General features: G+C 66.1%; 20 protein-coding genes. 9 read left to right on the forward strand and 11 right to left on the reverse strand.

The window, feature by feature from the left end; genetic code table 11:
- Nucleotides 1-9: 9 nt before the first annotated feature.
- Nucleotides 10-801: an N-formylglutamate amidohydrolase gene (locus tag ASC75_RS20970; protein WP_244487904.1), complete on the reverse strand. Its 792-nt coding sequence runs from the start codon at nt 799-801 to the stop codon at nt 10-12.
- 200 nt (nt 802-1,001) lie between these two features.
- Here ASC75_RS20970 and ASC75_RS20975 point away from each other — a divergent pair, with 200 nt between their 5' ends.
- The 6 genes from ASC75_RS20975 (at nt 1,002) to ASC75_RS21000 (ending at nt 8,146) form a co-directional block, all read left to right on the forward strand.
- Nucleotides 1,002-1,829: a MurR/RpiR family transcriptional regulator gene (locus ASC75_RS20975; protein WP_055979830.1), complete on the forward strand. Its 828-nt coding sequence runs from the start codon at nt 1,002-1,004 to the stop codon at nt 1,827-1,829.
- Between the two features lie 220 nt (nt 1,830-2,049).
- Nucleotides 2,050-3,213 carry an efflux RND transporter periplasmic adaptor subunit gene (locus ASC75_RS20980; protein WP_055980278.1) on the forward strand — a complete coding sequence of 388 codons (1,164 nt, stop codon included), beginning with the start codon at nt 2,050-2,052 and terminating at the stop codon, nt 3,211-3,213.
- 14 nt (nt 3,214-3,227) lie between these two features.
- Nucleotides 3,228-6,356, forward strand: a complete 3,129-nt coding sequence (locus tag ASC75_RS20985) for an efflux RND transporter permease subunit (RefSeq protein ID WP_055979833.1) — start codon at nt 3,228-3,230, stop codon at nt 6,354-6,356.
- Between the two features lie 130 nt (nt 6,357-6,486).
- A complete protein-coding gene (locus ASC75_RS20990) occupies nt 6,487-6,972 on the forward strand; it encodes a MaoC family dehydratase (RefSeq protein WP_280137972.1) in 486 nt (161 codons plus the stop codon).
- Between the two features lie 133 nt (nt 6,973-7,105).
- Entirely contained in the window at nt 7,106-7,750 is a 645-nt protein-coding gene (locus tag ASC75_RS20995; RefSeq protein WP_055979837.1) for a TetR/AcrR family transcriptional regulator, read from the forward strand.
- 147 nt (nt 7,751-7,897) lie between these two features.
- Nucleotides 7,898-8,146 carry a hypothetical protein gene (locus ASC75_RS21000; RefSeq protein ID WP_082496686.1) on the forward strand — a complete coding sequence of 83 codons (249 nt, stop codon included), beginning with the start codon at nt 7,898-7,900 and terminating at the stop codon, nt 8,144-8,146.
- A gap of 67 nt (nt 8,147-8,213) precedes the next feature.
- On the opposite strand, the gene ASC75_RS21005 is transcribed toward ASC75_RS21000, so the two are convergent.
- From ASC75_RS21005 to ASC75_RS21035, 7 genes are all read right to left on the reverse strand, one after another.
- Nucleotides 8,214-8,411: a hypothetical protein gene (locus ASC75_RS21005; RefSeq protein ID WP_082496687.1), complete on the reverse strand. Its 198-nt coding sequence runs from the start codon at nt 8,409-8,411 to the stop codon at nt 8,214-8,216.
- Between the two features lie 103 nt (nt 8,412-8,514).
- On the reverse strand, nt 8,515-9,060 hold the full coding sequence (locus ASC75_RS21010) for a sarcosine oxidase subunit gamma (RefSeq protein WP_055979845.1): 546 nt from the start codon (nt 9,058-9,060) through the stop codon (nt 8,515-8,517).
- A complete protein-coding gene (locus ASC75_RS21015) occupies nt 9,053-12,046 on the reverse strand; it encodes a sarcosine oxidase subunit alpha (protein ID WP_055979848.1) in 2,994 nt (997 codons plus the stop codon). Before ASC75_RS21015 ends, ASC75_RS21010 begins: the two co-directional genes overlap by 8 nt.
- On the reverse strand, nt 12,046-12,426 hold the full coding sequence (locus ASC75_RS21020; protein WP_055979851.1) for a sarcosine oxidase subunit delta: 381 nt from the start codon (nt 12,424-12,426) through the stop codon (nt 12,046-12,048). The genes ASC75_RS21015 and ASC75_RS21020 overlap by 1 nt, the downstream gene beginning before the upstream one ends.
- Before the next feature lie 11 nt (nt 12,427-12,437).
- Nucleotides 12,438-12,872, reverse strand: a complete 435-nt coding sequence (locus tag ASC75_RS21025) for a hypothetical protein (protein ID WP_082496688.1) — start codon at nt 12,870-12,872, stop codon at nt 12,438-12,440.
- A gap of 79 nt (nt 12,873-12,951) precedes the next feature.
- Nucleotides 12,952-13,308 (reverse strand): cupin domain-containing protein, encoded by a 357-nt coding sequence (locus ASC75_RS21030; RefSeq protein ID WP_055979855.1) that lies wholly within the window; start codon nt 13,306-13,308, stop codon nt 12,952-12,954.
- A gap of 16 nt (nt 13,309-13,324) precedes the next feature.
- Complete coding sequence (locus tag ASC75_RS21035) at nt 13,325-14,578, reverse strand: sarcosine oxidase subunit beta (RefSeq protein WP_055979858.1); 1,254 nt, start codon at nt 14,576-14,578, stop codon at nt 13,325-13,327.
- A 210-nt stretch (nt 14,579-14,788) separates the two neighbouring features.
- On the opposite strand from ASC75_RS21035, the gene ASC75_RS21040 reads away from it, so the two are divergent.
- Nucleotides 14,789-15,547 (forward strand): SDR family oxidoreductase, encoded by a 759-nt coding sequence (locus tag ASC75_RS21040; protein WP_055979861.1) that lies wholly within the window; start codon nt 14,789-14,791, stop codon nt 15,545-15,547.
- A 14-nt stretch (nt 15,548-15,561) separates the two neighbouring features.
- Here ASC75_RS21040 and ASC75_RS21045 read toward each other — a convergent pair whose 3' ends face one another.
- Both ASC75_RS21045 and ASC75_RS21050 read right to left on the reverse strand, forming a co-directional pair.
- Complete coding sequence (locus tag ASC75_RS21045) at nt 15,562-16,761, reverse strand: MFS transporter (protein WP_055980293.1); 1,200 nt, start codon at nt 16,759-16,761, stop codon at nt 15,562-15,564.
- 105 nt (nt 16,762-16,866) lie between these two features.
- Entirely contained in the window at nt 16,867-17,679 is an 813-nt protein-coding gene (locus tag ASC75_RS21050; RefSeq protein WP_055979865.1) for an AraC family transcriptional regulator, read from the reverse strand.
- Nucleotides 17,680-17,771: 92 nt separating this feature from the next.
- On the opposite strand from ASC75_RS21050, the gene ASC75_RS21055 reads away from it, so the two are divergent.
- Nucleotides 17,772-18,182 (forward strand): DUF2000 domain-containing protein, encoded by a 411-nt coding sequence (locus ASC75_RS21055; protein ID WP_055979869.1) that lies wholly within the window; start codon nt 17,772-17,774, stop codon nt 18,180-18,182.
- 43 nt (nt 18,183-18,225) lie between these two features.
- On the opposite strand, the gene ASC75_RS21060 is transcribed toward ASC75_RS21055, so the two are convergent.
- Nucleotides 18,226-19,413: a cellulase family glycosylhydrolase gene (locus ASC75_RS21060; RefSeq protein ID WP_055979872.1), complete on the reverse strand. Its 1,188-nt coding sequence runs from the start codon at nt 19,411-19,413 to the stop codon at nt 18,226-18,228.
- Nucleotides 19,414-19,651: 238 nt separating this feature from the next.
- Here ASC75_RS21060 and rpsU point away from each other — a divergent pair, with 238 nt between their 5' ends.
- Nucleotides 19,652-19,912, forward strand: a complete 261-nt coding sequence (gene rpsU / locus ASC75_RS21065; RefSeq protein ID WP_055979876.1) for a 30S ribosomal protein S21 — start codon at nt 19,652-19,654, stop codon at nt 19,910-19,912.
- Nucleotides 19,913-19,955 lie beyond the last annotated feature (43 nt).

Below are 19,955 nucleotides of genomic sequence, written 5' to 3' on the forward strand. Positions count from 1 at the left end.
CCCTTGTTGTTATGCCTTTGTCTGTGCTGCGCGACCGTTGCCCAGCCCGAACGCGGCCGCTTCGCCCGCTTCGGGTTTGAGTTCGGCAAAGATGCCCGTGAGCAGATCCGCCCATCTCCGCTGCCCGGCCGGAGCCGAAATTTCGTCGTTGCGGATTTCGATCATCGCGCACGGCAGGCCGCGCGACCTGCCGTGGTGTTCCAGGGTGAAGTAGACGCGGTCGGCTGGCGAGTAAGGCTCGTTGACGCCGACGGTGACGCCATCGAGTTGCTGCAACGCTGTCACCAGCGGCGCGGCGAGACGGCTGTCCTCGTCATGGATGATGCCAATGTGCCAGGGGCGCGAAACGCCCTTGTAGACCGGAGTGAAGGAATGGACAGACACCAGTCTCGTCTCCCGCCCTTCGCGGCGCCGCTCCGAAACGATGTCGTCGATCGCATCGTGGAACGGCTGCCATGATAACGCGATTCGCGCCTGCCGCTGAGTGGCCGAAAGCCCGGCATTGCCGGGGATGATGGTGGTCTCGCTGATCTCGGGAATCAGGTCGGGCGCGCCGAGCGGGCGGTTGCAGTCGATGGCGAGGCGCGAGACGCAGGACTCGACCAGCGTCGCGTCGAGGCCCTCGGCCACGCGCTGCGACACCGGCAGCGCGCCCGGGTCCCAGGCGATGTGGCGCAGCATTTCCGCTGCGTCGAGCCCGAGCGTGCCGACGCTCGCGGGAAGATGGTTGGAGGCGTGGTCGCAGAGAATGACGTAAGGACTGCGCCCGTCCCGGTTTGTCACCCGGACGGCATTCGACATGGCGCGCGCGGCGGCCTTGGCAGTTCCCATTCGTTCATCCCCGGGACGTATCGTATGTTACGTATTTTTGTTCATTGCGCCCGTATGGATGATTTCATACACATCATGAGAGTTTGTCAAATGCCATTTTAAGGCATGCACCGGCCCAAGCGCTGTGCCAGAACAGAGCTGACCGGTGCAGGACCGAGACGGGGAGACGAATGGTTTCGAGCATTGCCGAACTGATCACCGAAAAGATCGACACCATGCCTGCCGGCGAGCGCCGCGCGGCGCAGACCCTGATCGCCTCCTACCCGCTGATCGGGCTCAAGACGGTGGCGGAGTTTTCCCAGCAGGCCGGTGTCTCGTCGCCGACGATCCTGCGCTTCGTCGCCCGGCTCGGCTTCCAGAACTATCCTGAGTTCCAGTCCGCCCTGCAGGACGAACTGGCTGCGCAGTTGCAGTCCCCGGCCTCGCGCACGACAGCGGCGCAGTCGCCCCTGCCCGCCTCGACCGCGCCGATCCTCGAAGCCGTGCTCGAAAACATCCGCGAGACCTTTCGGCATATTTCGGATCGGCAACTGACCGACATCGTCGCCCAGCTCGCCAATCCGAAGGCGCATGTCTACCTGGTCGGCGGCCGCTTCACCGATCCCCTGGCACGCTACATGGCCGCCCATCTCAACCTGATCCGGCCGAACGTCAGCCACCTCGTCGGCCAGGAAATCCTGTGGCGCGACCGCCTGATCGACATGGGCAAGCGCGACACGCTGCTGATCTTCGACATCCGCCGCTACCAGGACAGCCTGATCCGGCTGGCCGAGAAGGCGCACGACAGGGGCACGACGATCATCCTGTTCACCGACCAGTGGCTGTCGCCGATCGCGCGTTTTGCCCGCCATGTCGTTGCTGGCCGCACCGCCGTGCCTTCGGCGTGGGACTCGTCCGCGGCCCTGTTCGTCGCCGCCGAGACGCTGATCGGCGCACTGACGCGAAAGCTCGAAACCGAGGGCGCCAAGCGCATCCGCGCGATCGAGGATCTGCGCTGAGGCCGAGCGCCATTCTTGCAAAGATTACGCAGATTTAATGTGCGACAGGTGGAGAATTGCCATAAGTCTCCGCTATCGAACTAGGCTATACTACGCGGCTGAGCAGGCCTGACGCCGAAGAGCGATTTGTGTGCGCCGCGCGGCGAAGGCTGCGCCATCGCAACGAACGAAACGCCACGTGTTCCCGAAGCGGAACGAAACGCAGCAGACCGGAGTACGCATGGCCGCCTGGAAGCAGATTGTCTTGGCAACCGTCATTGTGCTCGCAGCCGCCGCCGGCTGGGTGCTGTTCGTGCCGGGTTCGCGCGACGTGCTGGCGAGCTGGGGCATCGACTGGGCCCGGGCCGCGACGGAAAACACTGCACAGCCAAACGGCGGCAACGGTGCTGGCCGCCAGGGCGGCGGCGGCCGCGGCGGACAGGCACAGACGCCCGTCGTCACCCAGCCGGTCACCACGGGCACCATCAACGACAGGCTGTCTGCGATCGGCACCGGCCGCGCGCTGAACTCGGTGGTGATCAACCCCTACGCCTCCGGACGCCTGACCGAGATCGCCGTCGCAGCCGGCGAAAAGGTCGAGGCCGGCGCGGTGGTGGCCAGGCTCGATGCCGATTCCGAAGAGATCGCGCTCGAGCGCGCCCGCATCGCGCAAGGCGACGCCGAGGCCTCGCTGGAACGCATCAAGGCCCTGCGCGCCACCAACACCGCGACCACAGTCCAGCTCAAGGAAGCGGAACTCGCCGTCGAGAACGCCCGCCTCGCCGTGCGCGACGCGGCCCTTGCGCTCGACCGCCGCACCATCAGTGCTCCCATCGCCGGCATCGTCGGCATCCTGCCGGTCGAGGCCGGCAACTACGTCACCAGCCAGACGACGATCGCCACCATCGACGACCGCTCGCGCATCATCGTCGACTTCTGGGTGCCCGAGCGCTTCACCGGGTTGATCGCGGTCGGCGCGCCGCTGACCGCCAATTCGGTCGCGCGCCCCGGCCAGATATTCAACGGCGTCGTCAGCGCCATCGACAACAGGCTCGAAGAGCAGAGCCGGACGCTGCGCATCCAGGCCCGCCTCGACAATGACGGCGACCAGTTGCGGGCCGGCATGTCGTTCCAGGTGGTGATGCAGTTTCCCGGCGACACCTTCCCCTCCGTCGATCCTCTGGCGATCCAGTGGGGCGGCGACGGCGCCTTCGTCTGGGCGCTGGCCAGCGGCAAGGCCAAGCGCGTGCCCGTGCGCATCATCCAGCGCAACACCGACAGCGTGCTGGTCGAGGCAGCACTGGTGCCGGGCGACCAGGTCGTCACCGAAGGCATCCATACCGTCCGCGAGGGCGCCGAACTTCTCATCGCCGGCAGCGAAGCTGCCACGCGCAGCGGCTCCTGAGCGGAGCGCGGCACATGAGCACCGTCCATAACGAGAACGCCGAGAAAGGCATCACCGCACTCTTCGTGCGCCGGCCGGTGCTGGCCTTCGTCATCAATACGCTGATCGTGGTGGCCGGCCTCGCCGCCCTCTACGGCGTCGAGGTGCGCGAACTGCCCGACGTCGACCGCCCGGTCATCACCGTGTCGACCACCTATTCCGATGCCGCCGCCGAAATCGTCGACCGCGAGGTGACGGCGGTGGTCGAGGGCGCGGTGGCGCGCGTCACCGGCGTCAAATCGATCTCGTCGAGCTCGTCCTACGGCAACAGCCGCGTCACCGTCGAGTTCAACGACGGCGTCGACCTCAACGTCGCGGCATCAGACATGCGCGATGCCGTCGGCCGGGTGACCAACACGCTGCCTGACGACGCCGATGCGCCGCGCATCGTCAAGGCCGACGCCAATGCCGACGCGGTGATGCGCCTGGCCGTGACCTCCGACACCATGCCCGTGGAGGACATGACCATCCTGGTCGAGGACCAGATCGTCGACGCGCTCGCCGCCGTCGACGGCGTTGCCGACGTGCAGACCTATGGCGACCGCGCCAAGGTGTTCCGTGTCGACATCGACCAGGCCCGGGTCGCCAGCCTCGGTCTGACGCTGGCCGACATCTCCAACGCGCTGGCGAGCGTCTCCTTCGACGCGCCGGCGGGGTCGCTGACCGTCGGCAACCAGGACATCATCGTGCGCGCCAGCGCGGCGGTGACGACGCCTGAAGCCTTCGAGAGCATCATCATCAACGGCAAGACCCGGCTCGGCGACGTGGCGACGGTGACGCTGGGCGGCGATCCCGGCTCGACCTCGCTGCGCTCCGACGGCAAGACCGGCATCGGCATCGGCATCGTGCGCCAGGCCCAGTCCAGCACGCTCGACATCTCGACAGGCGTGCGCGCGGCAGCGGAAAAGATCCAGCAGACCCTGCCCGAGGGCATGACCATCCGCGTCACCTCGGACGACGCCACCTTCGTCAAGGGCGCCATCGAAGAGGTCGAGATCGCCCTGGTCCTGGCAGTGACCATCGTGCTGCTGGTCATCTACGTGTTCCTGCAGGACTGGCGCGCGACGCTGATCCCCGGTTTCGCCATGCCTGTGGCGATGATCGGCACCATCGCCGGCATCTATCTCGCCGGCTTCTCGGTCAACATCCTGACGCTGCTGGCGCTGGTGTTGGCGACCGGCCTCGTCGTCGACGACGCCATCGTGGTGCTCGAAAACATCGTCCGCCGCCGCAACGAAGGCATGGGCCCGCGCGCCGCAGCCGTGCTCGGCACGCAGGAAGTGTTCTTCGCCGTCGTCGCCACCACCGCCACCCTCGCCGCCGTGTTCATCCCGATCTCGTTCCTGCCCGGCCAGACCGGCGGCCTGTTCCGCGAATTCGGCTTCGTGCTGGCGATCGCCGTGCTGCTGTCGTCGGTGGTGGCGCTGTCGCTGTGTCCGATGCTGGCCTCGCGCATGCTGACCGAGAAGAGCATCGAGCACAGCCATGGCGGCGCGCTCGGCAAGCTCGGCAGCAAGCTCGCCGCCATCTACGCGCGCTGCCTGCGCGCCTGCCTCAACGCACCATGGATCGTCATCGTCGTTTCCGTGCTGTTTGCCGGCGCCGCCTACATCGCCTTCGGCAGCGTGCGCCAGGAACTGACGCCGACCGAAGACCGTTCGATGGTGATGCTGCGCATCTCCGCCCCGCAAGGCGTCAGCCTCGACTACACCGCTTCGCAGTTGCGCCGCATCGAAGGACTGATCGAGCCGCTGCGCAAGTCGGGCGAGATCGAGAGCACCTTCGTCAGCGCCGGCATGGGCAACAACAACAACAGCGGCTTCATGGTGCTGTCGCTGGCACCCTGGAGCGAACGCAGCCGCACCCAGCAGCAGATCGCCGCCGACATCCTGTCGCGGACGCGCGACGTGCCGGGCGTGCGCACCACCGTCGGCCAGCCCAACAGCCTGGGCATCCGCGGCGCCGGTAACGGCCTGCAATTCGCCCTCGTCGGCAACAGCTATGCCGATCTCGGCGTCGCCGCCGCCAAGGTGCTGGCCGAGATGGAAAAGGACCCGCGCTTCCGCCAGCCGCGCCTCTCCACCGACGCCAACCAGCCGCAGCTCTTCGTCACCGTCGACCGCGACCGCGCCTCCGACCTCGGCATCGACATCAACGGGCTATCGCCGGCGCTGCAGGCGATGCTCGACGGCCGCAAGATCGCCAGCGTCTTCATCGAAGACCGCAGCTACGACGTGAAGCTGGTCTCGACGACCAACCCGATCAACGATTCGACCGACCTCGAAAACATCTTCATCCGGGCCAATGACGGACGCTTCGTGCCGGTCTCGACCATTGCCTCGCTGACCGAGCGCGCTGTCGCGCCGTCGCTGTCGCGCGAACAGCAGCAGCGCTCGATCGCCATCACGGCGAGCCTGGCCGACGATTTCGCGCTCGGAGACGCGCTGAACCGGGTCGAGGAAATCGCCGCACCCGTGCTCCCCGCCGGCAGCCGCCTGCTGCCGCTCGCCGAGGCCGCCACGCTGAACGAGACCAGCGGCAGCATGCTGACGATCTTCGGCTTCGCCATCGTCATCATCCTCCTGGTGCTGGCGGCGCAGTTCGAGAGCTTCGTCTCGGCGGTCATCATCATGGCGACCGTGCCGCTGGGCCTCGCCTGCGCCGTCTTCGCGCTGATCCTGACCGGCACCTCGCTCAACGCCTACAGCCAGATCGGGCTGGTGCTGCTTGTCGGCGTCATGGCCAAGAACGGCATCCTCGTCGTCGAGTTCGCCAACCAGTTGCGCGACCGCGGCATGGGCGTGCGCCAGGCCATTGAAGACGCGGCGAGCATCCGCCTGCGGCCGGTGCTGATGACGATGATCTGTACCGTGCTCGGCGGCCTGCCGCTGGTGCTGGCGCAAGGCGCAGGCGCCGAGGCGCGCATCGCGCTCGGCTGGGTGATCGTCGGCGGCCTCGGCCTGGCGACCGTTTCGACGCTGTTCCTGACCCCTGTGGCCTACCTGCTGCTCGGCCGCTTCATCACGCCCAAGGTCGCCGAGGAAAGCCGCCTCAAGCGCGAGCTCGAGGAAGCCGCCTACACCGGCGTGGAACCTGCGGAATAGTTGTCGGTTATTTGGTTGGCCAATCTGCGACGGATTTGCCGCTGCAAGCGATGACAGGGCCTGTCTGATTCTGTATCAGTCTGTCGCTGGTGCGCGGTGCATGACTTTTTCTTATGCAGGACGGGATGCGATGAGCCTGAAACCAATCAATCTCGAGCAACTTCAGGCCACCGTCGGCAAGGAGATCGGCGTATCGCCCTGGCGCACCGTCACCCAGGAGATGATCGACAAGTTCGCCGACGCCACCGACGACCATCAGTTCATCCATTGCGACCCCGAGCGGGCGGCCAGGGAAACGCCGTTCGGCGGCACCATCGCGCATGGCTTCCTGACGCTGTCGCTGCTGTCGGCGATGACGTTCGAGACAGTCCCGCCTGTCGAGGGCGGCGACATGGGCATCAACCAGGGCTTCGAATCGCTGAAGTTCGCGGCCCCCGTGAAGACCGGATCCCGCATCCGCACCCGCTTCGTGCTCGCCGACCTCAAGATCCGCCCGTCGGGCTGGATCCAGGCGACGCACGACGTGACCATGGAGATCGAGGACCAGAAGAAGCCCGCGCTGACCGCGCGCTGGCTGACACTGACATTCGTCGAGCCGAAGCGCGAGACCGCCTGACACCGTCCTCATTCGCCCCGGCCCTCTCCTCCTGGGATTAGTCCTGATGAGCTATGGCCGGTTACCTTGCTGCCCTTGGGAGCGGCGTATAGAGTCGCTGGCTTCGAGTACGTGAAGTCAGCAGGGCGTATCCTTGTCCACTATTGCCGCAAACCGACGTGAGCTCCAGAAGGCCGAACTCAGGGCCGAACTGGTGGCAGCCGCTCACGCGCTGGTGCGGGAAGAAGGTTATGAAGGCCTGACGATCCGCAAGCTCGCCACCAGGGTCGGCTATGCGCCGATGTCGGTCTATTCCTACTTCGCCGACAAGCAAGAGATCCTGATGGCGCTCGCCGAGAATGCCTTCATCGACCTTGCGCGACGGATGCGGCAGAACCGGCCTCGCGATCCACTCGAAGCGGTCCGCGCGGCGCTTGTCGAGTATGCCGAGTTCGGCCTTGGCAATCCGAATGAATACCGGACCGTATTCATGACCGAGAAGCAGAAGCCGCCGGTCGAAGAAACCTTTGCCGAGATGGAACGCGGAAACCCGGCCTTCCAGGTGATCACGGAACGGGTCGAAGCCTGCATCACGGCGGGCAAGCTGAAGGGCGACGCGCGCGCCATAGCCACCTCCCTGTGGACGGTGGCCCATGGCGCGATCTCGCTGCTGATCACGTTTCCCTTTTATCCGTTCGGCGACCCGAAGGCCTATGTATTGCGGATCGGCGACCTCGCCCTTGCCGGACTGGCAGCGACCGAGGTGACCCCGCTCACCGACGAACCCGGCAATTGCTAGCGCCTGCCGGGGCAGCATTCAGTGCTTTCAGTGCCTCGACAACAAAATCTCCGTACACGTACGGAATACCCCTTGCGATGCGTGAGGTGCGGTCGTATCTGTAAGGCATACCGTACATGTACGGATAAAATTTTACGGAGATGGACAATGCAACGGACTGTACTGGCGCTCGCGGCGTTGCTCGCGACGAGCGGCCTTGCAATGGCAAAAGACACGCACACGACCAAACCGCACGCCCCCGCCGCATGCACGGAGATGGCGGGCAAGCTGGACTGCGGCGCAACCGGTGGGATCAAGGACGATCGGGGACCGCTGACCACGAACAGCATCCGAACCAGCGACAAGCCCAGGGTCGGCATCGACATCAATCCCTGGATCGTGCCCAGCTTCAACTGATTGATTGAGCGATATCAATGAAAAAGCCGCCCGAAAGGGGCGGCTTTTTCATTGATAATCGGGACGGTCACTTTTCGCCGGCAGGCTTAGGCGCCCCGGAAATCGTCGTCGAAGTCACCGAAACAGGGTCGCTCGCCGGGAAGCTGTCTTCCAGACCTTCGTCGAGTTCTTCCTGCAGGATATCCTGGTCCTTGGGCCTGGCGTCGCTGCGCCGGGCGCGTCTTTCGCGCTTCGGCCGCATCTGCCCGGGGCTTTGATTGGGCATGGATGGCATCGCATTGTCCTCTCGTCGATGTCGAGAACAAACGCCTGCCCTGCCCCGTGGGTTCCGGGGCATGGCACCTTCCACCACCTCATCCGGGCCCGGACTAGTCGCGCGCGGCCTCCGACAGGAAGCCATAGACGTAGTCGGAGAACGAGCGCCAGCACTCGACGCGGAAGGCGTCCTCGCCGGTCCTGAGCAGCACCATCTCGACCTTGCCGAGCACGGTGCGCGAGGCGGCCCCGACCGGGAAAGCCTGAAGCGACAGGTCCTGCGGGCAGCCGGCATTGACGGTTGCCGCGGCATTCGGGCCGGTCACCGCGATGGCGACGTTGCGATGCGACACGTCGACCGCCGAGTGCAGGCCCTTGACCGACGCGCAGTCACCAACGGGATCGCCGCCAGCCTCGTCGATGACCAGCCATTCGTCCGGGCCGAGCCAGAGTATCGTGCGGCCGCTCTTCGCCGCGGAGGTCTTGGCCCTGTCCGGCAGGCTCACGCCCAGCGCCTTGGAGAGCGCGGCGACGGCAGCCGGGCGGGCGCGCAACGACATGCGGCTGGCCGGCCCCAGCACCTTGAGCGACACGCCGTGGCCGCCGACGCTGTGGCCGGCAAGGGCGGGGTTGCGGATGGCGGTTGCGACCTTAGCCATTGAGGCGGTCTCCCTTCTCGTCGAAGAACACGGTGCCGGTAACTTCCACCTCGATGACGCCGTCGGGCATCGGCACGTAGAGCGTTTCGCCGATGCGGTCGCGGCCGCCGGCAACCAGGCCCATGGCGATCGAGCGGTCGCAATTCTCGGACCAGTAGCTCGACGTGACGTGGCCGATCATCTTCATCGGGATCGCCTGCTTGGGGTTCTCGACGATCTGGGCGCCCTCTTCGAGCACGGTGCGCGGATCCCTGGTCTTGAGCCCGACGAGCTGGCGGCGGCCCTTGGCGACAAGGTCCGGGCGCATCAGTCCGCGAATGCCGACGAAGTCGGTCTTCTTCTTGCCGACGGCCCAGTCGAGACCGGCGTCGTTGGGCGTGACGGTGCCGTCGGTGTCCTGGCCGACGATGATGTAGCCCTTCTCGGCGCGCAGCACGTGCATTGCCTCGGTGCCATAGGCACAGGCGCCGTGCTTCTGGCCCTCGGCCCACAGGGCCTCCCAGACGGCACGGCCGTAGTCGGCCGGGACGTTGACCTCGAAGCCGCGGTCGCCGGTGAACGACATGCGGAACAGCCGGGTCGGCACGCCGCAGACCTTGCCCTCGCGCACCGACATGTGCGGCATCGCCTCGTCCGACATGTCGATGCCCTCGACCAGCGGCTCGATGATCTTCCGCGAATTGGGACCTTGCACGGCAATCACCGCCCACTGCTCCGAAACGGACGTCAGCCAGACGTCGAGGTCGGGGAACTCGGTCTGGAGGTAGTCCTCCATGTGGTTCATGACGCGCGCGGCACCGCCCGTGGTCGTGGTGACATGGAAGCGGTCCTGCGCCAGGCGCCCGACCACGCCGTCGTCATAGATGAAGCCGTCCTCGCGCAGCATGATGCCATAGCGGCAGCGGCCGACCTCGAGCTTCTCCCACGGGTTGGTGTAGAGCAACTCCATGAACTTCGCCGCATCCGGGCCGACGACCTCGATCTTGCCGAGGGTCGAGGCGTCGAACAGGCCGGCCGACTTGCGAACGGTCACGCATTCGCGGTTGACCGCGGCATGCATGTCTTCGCCGGCGCGCGGGAAATACCAGGCGCGCTTCCACTGGCCGACATCCTCGAACACGGCGCCATGCGCTTCCGCCCAGGCATGGGTCGCTGTCTTGCGCGTCGGGTCGAACAGGCCGTGGCGGGCGTGGTTGACGATGGCGCCGAAGGTCACCGGCGTGTAGGGCGCGCGGAAGGTGGTCAGGCCGACCTGCGGAATGTCCTTGTCCAGCGCCTCGGCGGCGATGGCCAGGCCATGCATGTTGGAGGTCTTGCCCTGGTCGGTGGCCATGCCGTTGGTGGTGAAGCGCTTGACGTGCTCGATCGAGCGCATGCCCTCCTTCACCGCCTGGCGGATGTCCTTGGCGGTGACGTCGTTCTGGAAGTCGACGAAGGCTTTGACCGTGGTGCCGGCGCCGGCGCCCGGGCCCGAACCCAGCATGCCGCCGTGCCAGCCTTCCGAGGCGTCGATCTTGAGCGTGACGGCGCTCGCCGACTTGGCCCCGGAGGCGCGCGCCGCGGCAGCGCCAGCCTCGAGCGCCTGTCCGACGGTGTCTTCCAGCGAGTCGGAGCCGTTGCAGGCGCCGACCGAGACGCAATCCTGGGCGTAGGTGCCGGGCAGGAAGCGCTTGGTGGCGTCGTCGAAGGCGACCTTGCCGCGCGACTGCGAGAACATGTGCACCGACGGCGTCCAGCCTGCCGACATCAGGAGCGCGTCGACGGCGATGGTGCGCTCGGCACCGCCGCCCTTGGCCTGCACGGTCATCGACTTGATGCGCTGGCTGCCATTGGCGCTGGTGACGGCGCGGCCATGGTTGACCTCGATGCCCAGTGCGCGCGCCTCGTCGACCAGCGGTCCGGTGGGGTTGTCGCGCAGGTCGACGATCGCCGCAACGCCGACGCCGGCCTTCTTGAGGTCGATCGCCGCGCCATAGGCGCTGTCATTGGCGGTGTAGACGCCGACATTCTTGCCGACGACGACGCCGTAGTGGTTGAGGAAGGTGCGTGCGGCCGAGGCCAGCATGACGCCCGGGCGGTCGTTGTTGGCAAACACCATGTGGCGCTCGATGGCACCGGTGGCGATGACCACGCGCCGGGCGCGGACTTGCCACAGCCGCTCGCGTGGCTCGTCGCGGCCGGGGCGCGCGACATGGTCGGTGACTCGTTCGACGAGGCCGACGAAATTCTGCGCGTAGTAGCCGAAGGCCGTCGTGCGCGGCAGCACGGTGACATTGTCCATCGCGGCGAGTCTTGCGGCAGCGCCTTGCGCCCAGCTCCAGCCGTCCTGGCCGTCGATGACCGCGCCCTTCTCGAAGCGCAGCGCGCCTCCGAATTCGGCCTGCTCGTCGCAGATGATGACCCGCACGCCGGTCTCGGCCGCCGCAAGCGCCGCCGCGAGGCCCGCGGCACCGCCGCCGAGCACCAGCACTTCGCAATGCGCGTAGCGCGCCGAATAGTGGTCGGGGTCGGGCTGGTCGGGCGCGACGCCAAGGCCGGCAGCCGAGCGGATGTTGGGCTCGTAGAAGTTCTTCCACGCCGCCTTCGGCCACATGAACGTCTTGTAGTAGAAGCCTGCCGAGAAGAACGGCGAGGCGATGTCGTTGACGGCACCGACGTCGAAGGAGAGCGACGGCCAGCGGTTCTGCGAGGCGACGTTGAGCCCGTCATAGAGCTCCTGCACCGTGGCGCGGACGTTGGGCGTCTTGCGCGCGGCATCGCGGGTGACGGTCACCAGCGCATTGGGTTCCTCGGCGCCGGCCGAAAGAATGCCGCGCGGACGATGATACTTGAACGAGCGGCCGACGAGATGCACGCCATTGGCAAGCAGCGCCGAGGCGACGGTGTCGCCGGCGAGACCGGTCATCGCCTTGCCGTCGAAGGTGAAGCGCGCGGTCTTGGCAGGCGTCAGGCGGCCCTGGCCGGAAATGCGGTAGGAACCGGCCATCATGCCTCTCCCTTGGTCGAGCGCTTGCTCTTGGGTTTTTCGTTGAGCTGGTCCGGCGGCCGGTTCGCCCATGCCGCAGGCCCGCCTTCGCTCGACAGGGTCGAGACGTCGGGCTTCGGCTCGCCGGCCTTGTAGGTGAGCAGGAACCGGTCGGTGATGGTGTCACGGGCCGCGTTGAAGAAGCGCGCGCAGCCATGGATGTGGCGCCAACGCTCGAAGATCACGCCCTTGGGGTTCGATCGGATGAAGAAGAACTTCTCGAAATCCTCGTCGCTTTCGGCGGCGATGTTGGTGGAGCGCGCAATATGCGCCTCGCCGGCGTTGCGGAACTCGAGCTCGGGGCGCTCTTCCTCGCAATAGGGGCAGTGAATGAGAAGCATCTGGATGATCCCTAGAGTTCGCCGGGGCCGATGTTGGAGCCTTGGGGTTGGTCGCAGAGCCGTCGCCCCAATGCCTCGAACGGGGCGACGCGCTTGATCAGCGCCTCCACCGTGTCCGCCGGCAAGAACAGGTCGCGGCTCGATATGTTGAGGAAGGTCAGTTCGAACGGGTTGGCCGAAACGATGACATGACGTCCGGGCGCCGGCTCGTGCTCGTCGTCGGGGGCTTCGGGCTGCTCGATGAACGAAACGACCCTGCGGCCGCCGCTCCACACGCAGGCGAGAATGCCCGAGGCGACCGAGAACGGCCATTCGTCCTCGTTGCCGGTGCGGCTGATCGCCTGAAGCCGCACCTCGCTGGCGTCGGGCATGTGGAACATGCCCTTTTCCTCGGCGAGGACGAAGGGGGCAGCGACAGCGGCCAGTGTGGTCGCGAGCATGGTCATCGGCGCACCATGGCACAGGCGACCGCGGCACGGGCGGCGTGCAGGTCGCTGGGATGGCAATGCGTCGGAACCATAGGGGTCAGATCCGGTTCTTGATCACGGCGGTCGTCGGGTCGCCGGTGTTGGGCACGCCGGCGGGCTCGATCAGCAACAGGTGGGTTTCTTCCTCGGCAAGCGGGCAATGCTCGATGCCCTTCGGCACGACATAGAGTTCGCCCGGTCCGAGAACGACATCGCCGTCCCGCATCTGGATCCGCAGCCTGCCGCTCAGCACCATGAAGAAGTCGTCGGTATCCGGGTGTGAATGCCAGTTGAACTCGCCCTTGACCTTAACGACCATGATGTCGTTGCCGTTGAAACCGGCGACGATCTTCGGCGTCCAGTGCTCGGAAAACAGCCCGAGCTTCTCGGCGAGGTTGACCGGCCTTTCGGACATATGTCGGCCCCTCCGCTCAGTGCGCCACCGCAGCCGCTGCCGCCTCGTCGATGAGACGGCCGGTGCGGAAGCGCTCGATGGTGAAGGGCGCGTTGATCGGATGCGGCTCGTCGCGCGCGATGGTGTGGGCAAAGACGTTGCCCGAGCCCGGCGTCGCCTTGAAGCCGCCCGTGCCCCAGCCGCAATTGACGTAGAGGCCCGGTACCGGCGTCTTGGCCAGGATCGGCGACCGGTCCGGCGTGACGTCGACGATGCCGCCCCACGACCGCAGCATCTTCATGCGCGTGAACATCGGGAACATCTCGCAGATGGCGTCGAGCGTGTGGTTGATGATGTGCAGGCCGCCGGTCTGCGAATAGGAGATGTACTGGTCGGTGCCGGCGCCGATCACCAGCTCGCCCTTGTCGGACTGCGAAATGTAGGCGTGCACCGTGTTGGACATCACCACGCAAGGGAACACCGGCTTGACCGGCTCCGACACCAGCGCCTGCAGCGGGTAACTCTCCAGCGGCATGCGCACGCCGGCCATGTTCATGATCACCGAGGTGTGGCCGGCAGCAACGACGCCGACCTTCTTGGCGCCGATGAAGCCCTTCGAGGTCTCGACACCCGAGACGCGGCCGTCGGGGGTGCGGCGCACGCCCGTCACTTCGCAGTTCTGGATGATGTGCACGCCGCGGTCCGACGCGCCGCGGGCATAGCCCCAGGCGACAGCGTCGTGGCGGGCGGTGCCACCGCGGCGCTGCAGCGAGGCGCCGACGACCGGATAGCGCGCAGAAGCGGAAATGTTGAGCGGCGGGCAGAATTCCCTCGCCTGCTCCGGCGTCAGCCATTCATTGTCGATGCCGTTCAGGCGGTTGGCATGCACGTGGCGCTTCAGCACCTGCACGTCATGGACATTGTGCGCCAGCATCATGACACCGCGTGCCGAATACATGACGTTGTAGTTGAGGTCCTGGCTCAGCCCGTCCCACAGCTTCAGCGCATGGTCGTAGATGCCGGCCGATTCGTCGTAGAGATAGTTGGAGCGGATGATGGTGGTGTTGCGGCCGGTATTGCCGCCGCCGAGCCAGCCCTTTTCCAGCACTGCCACATTGGTGATGCCGTGTTCCTTGGCGAGATAATAGGCGGTGGCGAGGCCATGGCCGCCGGCGCCGACGATGATGACGTCGTATTCGCTCTTCGGCTCGGGCGAGGACCACTGCTCCTCCCAGCCCTTGTGTCCGCGCATCGCCTCGCGGGCTATGGCAAAAACCGAATATTTCCGCATTTTTTCAGGGCCTCGCAGATGCCGGAAGCGTCAGAGCGCGAGGTGTAGCACTAGCGAAATCCGACGACCAGCCTTGCGCTGTTTGCGACGGGGCCTGCCGTTTTGTGCCGCCCGTTTGTGCCGCATGTATCGGGTGGCCCGCCGACCGCCGAATTGCGACCTGTGCCAGCGCAGCCGGCAGACGCCGCTGAGCGCACAGGAGCAAGACGCATGTTTGATTTGAACGGAAAGGTCGCGATCGTCACGGGGGCCAGTTCCGGCATCGGCCGGGAAACGGCGCGGCTGTTTGCACGGCAGGGCGCGCGCCTGGTTCTTGCCGCGCGCGGCGCCCCCGCATTGGAAGCGCTCGCCACGGAAATCCGCGCCGACGGGGGTCAAGTGGTCGCGGTTTCCGGCGACGTCAGGGACGAGGCTTTTGCCCGCGCGTTGGTAGAAAAAGCAGAGACCCATTTCGACGGCCTCGACATCGCCTTCAACAATGTCGGCCTCGTCGGCGAGATGGGCCCGGTCACGGAACTGGAACTGTCAAGCTGGACGGAGGTCATGGAGACCAACCTGACCAGCGCCTATCTCGGCGCCAAGCACCAGATCCCGGCAATGCTGAGGCGCGGCTCAGGCTCGCTGATCTTCACCTCGACCTTCGTCGGCCACACGGTGGGCATGCCCGGCATGGCCGCCTATGCCGCGAGCAAGGCCGGGCTGATCGGCCTCACCCAGGTTCTGGCGGCGGAGTACGGCTCGCGAGGCATCCGCGTCAACGCGCTTTTGCCCGGCGGCACCGACACGCCGATGGCCACCTTCAAGACCGCCGACGAGCGCGCCTTCATCGAGGGGCTGCATGCGCTGAAGCGCATCGCCAGGCCCGAGGAGATCGCCCGCTCGGCGCTCTATCTCGCCTCGGAGGCGTCGAGCTTCACCACCGGTGCCGCGCTGCTTGCCGACGGTGGCGTCTCGATCAACCGCGTCTGACCGGGCACGGCATGTCAGGCCGCGCCTGCGCGCGCGGCCTTCATGTTGGGCAGGAAGATGGTGAGCAGCCCGAGCAAAGGCAGGTAGGAGCAGATCTTGTAGACGAACGCGATGCCGTGGCTGTCGGCGACGACGCCGAGCACGGCAGCCGAGATGCCGCCGACGCCGAAGGCGAAGCCGAAGAAGATGCCGGCGATCAAGCCGACGCGGCCCGGCACCAGTTCCTGCGCAAAGACGACGATGGCCGAGAAGGCGGACGCGAGGATCAGGCCGATCACCACCGTCAGCACCTTGGTCCAGAACAGGTCGGCATAGGGCAGCATCAGCGTGAACGGCAGCACGCCGAGGATCGAGAACCAGATCACCGTCTTGGCGCCGAAACGGTCGCCGATCGGGCCGCCCAGGAAGGTGCCGAGCGCGGCAGCGCCGAGGAACAGGAACAGCAGGTACTGCGATTCCTGCACCGAGACGCCGAAGCGCTCGATGACATAGAAGGTGTAGAAGCTCGACAGGCTCGCCGTATAGATGTTCTTGGTCGTCACCAGCAGCGCCAGCACGACCAGAGCCACCATCACCGTGCGGCGCGGCAGCGGCGGAAACAGCGTCGAGGAAGCCGGCCGGGCCGTGGCGATGAGATGGCGGCTGTACCAGCCGCTGACACGCGTCAGCACGATGATGCCGACGATGGCGCCGAGCGCGAACCAGGCGATGCCGGTCTGGCCCTGCGGCACGACGATCAGGGCGGCGAGCAGCGGCCCGATCGCCGAACCGAAATTGCCGCCGACCTGGAACAGCGACTGCGCCAGACCGTAGCGCCCGCCCGAGGCCATCCGCGCAACGCGCGACGACTCAGGATGGAAGATCGCCGAGCCGAAGCCGATGAAGGCAGCGCCGACCAGAAGCATGGTGTAGCTGTGGGCGAAGGCCAGCATCAAGAGCCCGACCAGCGTCGACCCCATGCCGACGGGCAGCGAATAGGGCAGCGGCTTCTTGTCGGCATACATGCCGATCAGCGGCTGCAGCATCGACGCGGTGACCTGAAAGGTCATGGTCAAGAGCCCGATCTGCCAGAAATCGAGCTGGTAGTCGGTCTTCAGCATCGGATAGAGCGACGACAGCAGCGACTGCATCACGTCGTTGACGAAGTGGCTGAAGCTGACCGCAAGCAGGATCGCGAACACGGTTGCATCGGCACCCGATGGGCGGCTGGGCATGGCTGTGTCGGTCAACGGCGGTCACTCCGGCTGGTCTTCCGGCTGACATAAACCCCGGAGACACCGCTTTCATGGTGCACGATGCGGTACTGTGCGGTCCAGTTGTCAGGCCTTGGCAGCACCCGCGAGCGCGGCGAACCGCCCCGGCGTGATGCCGAACCGGGCACGGAAATGGCGTGTCATGTGGCTCTGGTCGGCGAAGCCCGAGGCCGCAGCAGCCTCGGCCAATCCCTCGCCCGCAGCCATGCGGGAGCGCGCATGGGCGAGCCTTCGCCCGACGAGATAGCGATGTGGCGAAGTCCCGAGGAGCCGGCGGAAGGCGCGCGCCAGTTCGAAGCGGTCGAGACTGGTGATGCGCTCGAGATCGCCGGAGGAAATGGGTCGATCGAACTCCTCCGACAGGAACGAACGCGCCCTCGCCAGTTGTTCCATTGGCATGGGGGCTGCGCGCAAAGGCCTGGCATCGTCGCTGCGCCGGGCAAGATGCGCAGCGACATCGGCCACGAAGGCATCGGCCTGCAGCGGTTCCATCGGGTTGGGAAAGTCGGAAAAGGCATCGTCGATCAGGGCCGCGAGTTCGGCATCGTGCTCGACCACGCCAGGCACGAAGGGCAAGAGACTTTCGCGTCCGAGCGCCCGGCAGACAAGCCACGGCTCGACGTAGAGCATGCGGTAGGTGAAGCCTTCAGGCGCACCGGCATGGCCGTCATGCACCTCGTCGGGATGAATGACCATGCACTCGTCCCGGACGCTGATCCGATCGCTGCCGCGATAGCGAAATGCCTGCGCACCCGACAGGGTATGACCGACGGCATAGGTCTCGTGGCGGTGCGGGTCGTAGGCATGGCCCCCGAAACGCGCGACCAGGCGCTGGAGCCCCTGGGCCGGTTCGTCGGTGGCGATGAAGTCAGTGATCATCGATGCGCGGATCCTGGTGCCGTCGATGCAATGTCGTGGGCCTTGCACAAACGTTCAAGACCCCAAGAGCCGGCGCCGGCTAGCCTCCGGCGATGATGTATCCGACCAAGACCGCCCTGATCCTCCTCGACGACCTCGCCGCCTGGCAGAAGGTCAACATCGCGGCCTTCCTGACCGGAGGGCTGATGCACGGTTTTCCCGAAATGGCGGGCGAGGCCTATCGCGACCGCGACGACCACTACTATCTCGCCACGATCCGCGAACCGGTCTTCGTCTACGGCGCGGACGCCCAGACGATGCGGCGCACTTTCGAGCGGGCGCGCTCGCGCGGCATCCCGTTTTCGATCTACACGCGGCCCCTGTTTGCCACCAGCAACGACGCCGACAACCGCGCCTCGGTTGCGGCCACGCCGACGGCCGAGCTGGATCTTGTCGGGCTCGGCCTGCATGGCGAGCGCAAGCTCGTCGACAAGATCGTCAACGGCCTGAAGTTCCTGGCCTGAGCGCTCAGATACGAGATCGCCGTCCGCGATTGCCCGGCGGCGTCTACTTGCCGGCAGCCAGGCGCCTGGAGATCGGCTCGAACTCCGGCGTCGGCTTGCGCTTGACCGGATCGGGCGCATTGTTCTCCATCGCTTCCCAGTACTTCCAGTTCACCTTGGCCGAACCGAGCTCGTAATCCATGCCGTCCCAGGCGTCCTCGCGGAAGCTGTAGAACGCCCAGTGTAGCCCCTCGGCGTCGAGACTGGTCAACACGTCCTCGAGATACTGCGTGCAGAACGGCAGGCGGCGCATGCAGCCGAACTCGCCGGCGACGACGCGGTTGCGGGCGATGCCGCGGCTGTCAGCCCATTCGACCGGCTGACCGAGATAGGCCTTTACCCGTTCGGCATCCCATTTCTGCGGCTCGCCGTCGCCGAAGGGCACGTTGCCCGGATAGGCAAAGGGCTTGTCGCGCTTCATGTTCGGCGCGCTGGTGGCGGCGTAGGGCTCGTACATGTGGAAGGAATAAAGCACGCGCTGGTCTGTCAGCTTGGCCGGCCAGTAGGAAAAGGCGTCGGCCGCGGCATACCAGCCGGCGTCGGCCATGACGGGCGTCACCGGATCGACCTCGCGGATCGCCTTGATCACCGTTTCGTAGAAGGCGAGCAGATCGCGCGAGCTGCCGGCGTTCCCGGTGTACCACGAGCGCATCTCGGCGACAGAGGCGTGCTCGGCGAGCCCGCCCTCCTTTTCCGGCGCCGGCTCGTTGACGATGTTGTAGGCGGCGACCGCCGGATGATCCCTGAGCTCGGCGGCAAGATCGCGCCAGAAGGCGGCGGCCTCGGTCCACCGGGCCTTGTCCGCCCACAGCCGGCCGTCAAACGTGTTGTCGTTGTTCTGGGCCCAGCGCATGCCCGGCAGCGACAGCGGCGCGATCACCACCTTGAGCCCGGCCTTGTCGGCGCGGTCGAGCACCTGCTTCAGCGTCTCGACATCGGCAGCCACCAGCCCCTCGTACTTGTCGGCGCTGCCGATCAGGAAATCGCGCTTCTCCGGCTTCCACTTGTCATAGGACAGCCGCACCCAGGTCGCGCCATAGCCGCGCAGCGCATCGAAATAGGCCTGGTCGGGCGGCAGCCGGTTGAAGCTGTTGCCGCCATGCTGCGGCTGGTCCCAGAAGCCGATGAGATCGGCGGCATGTGCCTGCGGGATGGCGGCGGCGAGCGCCAGGGCGAAAATCAGGGAGCGCATGGAATGCCTTGCATGTGGGACCGGAAGATGGGACAGGCTTCGTCGACAACGATTGCGGCGGAAGTGGGCACAGCCCGGCGCCGTTTTCCCACGCAGCGCAGGAAATGCGGCCTTTGCAGTGGACAAGCAGGCCTGATTCTGCTATCAGCCGCCCACAATTCGCGGTGGAACCATCGCGGAGGCATCGTGGCTATTGCCGCTAGCCTTAGGATTTCGAACCCGAAAGACAGGATCACACGTGCAGGTACTCGTCCGCGATAACAATGTTGACCAGGCGCTTCGCGCGCTGAAGAAGAAAATGCAGCGCGAAGGCATCTTCCGTGAAATGAAGATGCGCGGTCACTACGAGAAGCCTTCCGAGAAGCGCGCCCGCGAAAAGGCAGAAGCCGTTCGCCGCGCCCGCAAGCTGGCCCGCAAGCGCGCCCAGCGCGAAGGCCTGCTGCCCAGCACGCCGCGCCCGGCAGCTGCTGCTGGCGCTGGTGCTCGTCCGGCACGTTGATCTGCCAATTTTTGGTCCTTTTCGGAGGATAACGACAAGGTGG

The organism is Aminobacter sp. DSM 101952 (genome assembly GCF_001424795.1).
GTDB classification, from domain to species: domain Bacteria; phylum Pseudomonadota; class Alphaproteobacteria; order Rhizobiales; family Rhizobiaceae; genus Aminobacter; species Aminobacter aganoensis.

Coding starts and splice junctions, on each gene's coding strand:
- ASC75_RS20985 (WP_055979833.1), top strand. CDS start 3,228: ATGAGCACCGTCCATAACGAGAACGCCGAGAAAGGCATCACCGCACTC.
- ASC75_RS21010 (WP_055979845.1), bottom strand. CDS start 9,060: ATGGCTAAGGTCGCAACCGCCATCCGCAACCCCGCCCTTGCCGGCCAC.
- ASC75_RS21040 (WP_055979861.1), top strand. CDS start 14,789: ATGTTTGATTTGAACGGAAAGGTCGCGATCGTCACGGGGGCCAGTTCC.
- ASC75_RS21045 (WP_055980293.1), bottom strand. CDS start 16,761: ATGCCCAGCCGCCCATCGGGTGCCGATGCAACCGTGTTCGCGATCCTG.
- ASC75_RS20975 (WP_055979830.1), top strand. CDS start 1,002: ATGGTTTCGAGCATTGCCGAACTGATCACCGAAAAGATCGACACCATG.
- ASC75_RS21050 (WP_055979865.1), bottom strand. CDS start 17,679: ATGATCACTGACTTCATCGCCACCGACGAACCGGCCCAGGGGCTCCAG.
- ASC75_RS21025 (WP_082496688.1), bottom strand. CDS start 12,872: ATGACCATGCTCGCGACCACACTGGCCGCTGTCGCTGCCCCCTTCGTC.
- ASC75_RS20970 (WP_244487904.1), bottom strand. CDS start 801: ATGTCGAATGCCGTCCGGGTGACAAACCGGGACGGGCGCAGTCCTTAC.
- ASC75_RS21055 (WP_055979869.1), top strand. CDS start 17,772: ATGATGTATCCGACCAAGACCGCCCTGATCCTCCTCGACGACCTCGCC.
- ASC75_RS21005 (WP_082496687.1), bottom strand. CDS start 8,411: ATGCCCAATCAAAGCCCCGGGCAGATGCGGCCGAAGCGCGAAAGACGC.
- ASC75_RS21035 (WP_055979858.1), bottom strand. CDS start 14,578: ATGCGGAAATATTCGGTTTTTGCCATAGCCCGCGAGGCGATGCGCGGA.
- ASC75_RS20990 (WP_280137972.1), top strand. CDS start 6,487: ATGAGCCTGAAACCAATCAATCTCGAGCAACTTCAGGCCACCGTCGGC.
- ASC75_RS21030 (WP_055979855.1), bottom strand. CDS start 13,308: ATGTCCGAAAGGCCGGTCAACCTCGCCGAGAAGCTCGGGCTGTTTTCC.
- ASC75_RS21000 (WP_082496686.1), top strand. CDS start 7,898: ATGCAACGGACTGTACTGGCGCTCGCGGCGTTGCTCGCGACGAGCGGC.
- ASC75_RS20980 (WP_055980278.1), top strand. CDS start 2,050: ATGGCCGCCTGGAAGCAGATTGTCTTGGCAACCGTCATTGTGCTCGCA.
- ASC75_RS21015 (WP_055979848.1), bottom strand. CDS start 12,046: ATGGCCGGTTCCTACCGCATTTCCGGCCAGGGCCGCCTGACGCCTGCC.
- ASC75_RS21020 (WP_055979851.1), bottom strand. CDS start 12,426: ATGCTTCTCATTCACTGCCCCTATTGCGAGGAAGAGCGCCCCGAGCTC.
- ASC75_RS21060 (WP_055979872.1), bottom strand. CDS start 19,413: ATGCGCTCCCTGATTTTCGCCCTGGCGCTCGCCGCCGCCATCCCGCAG.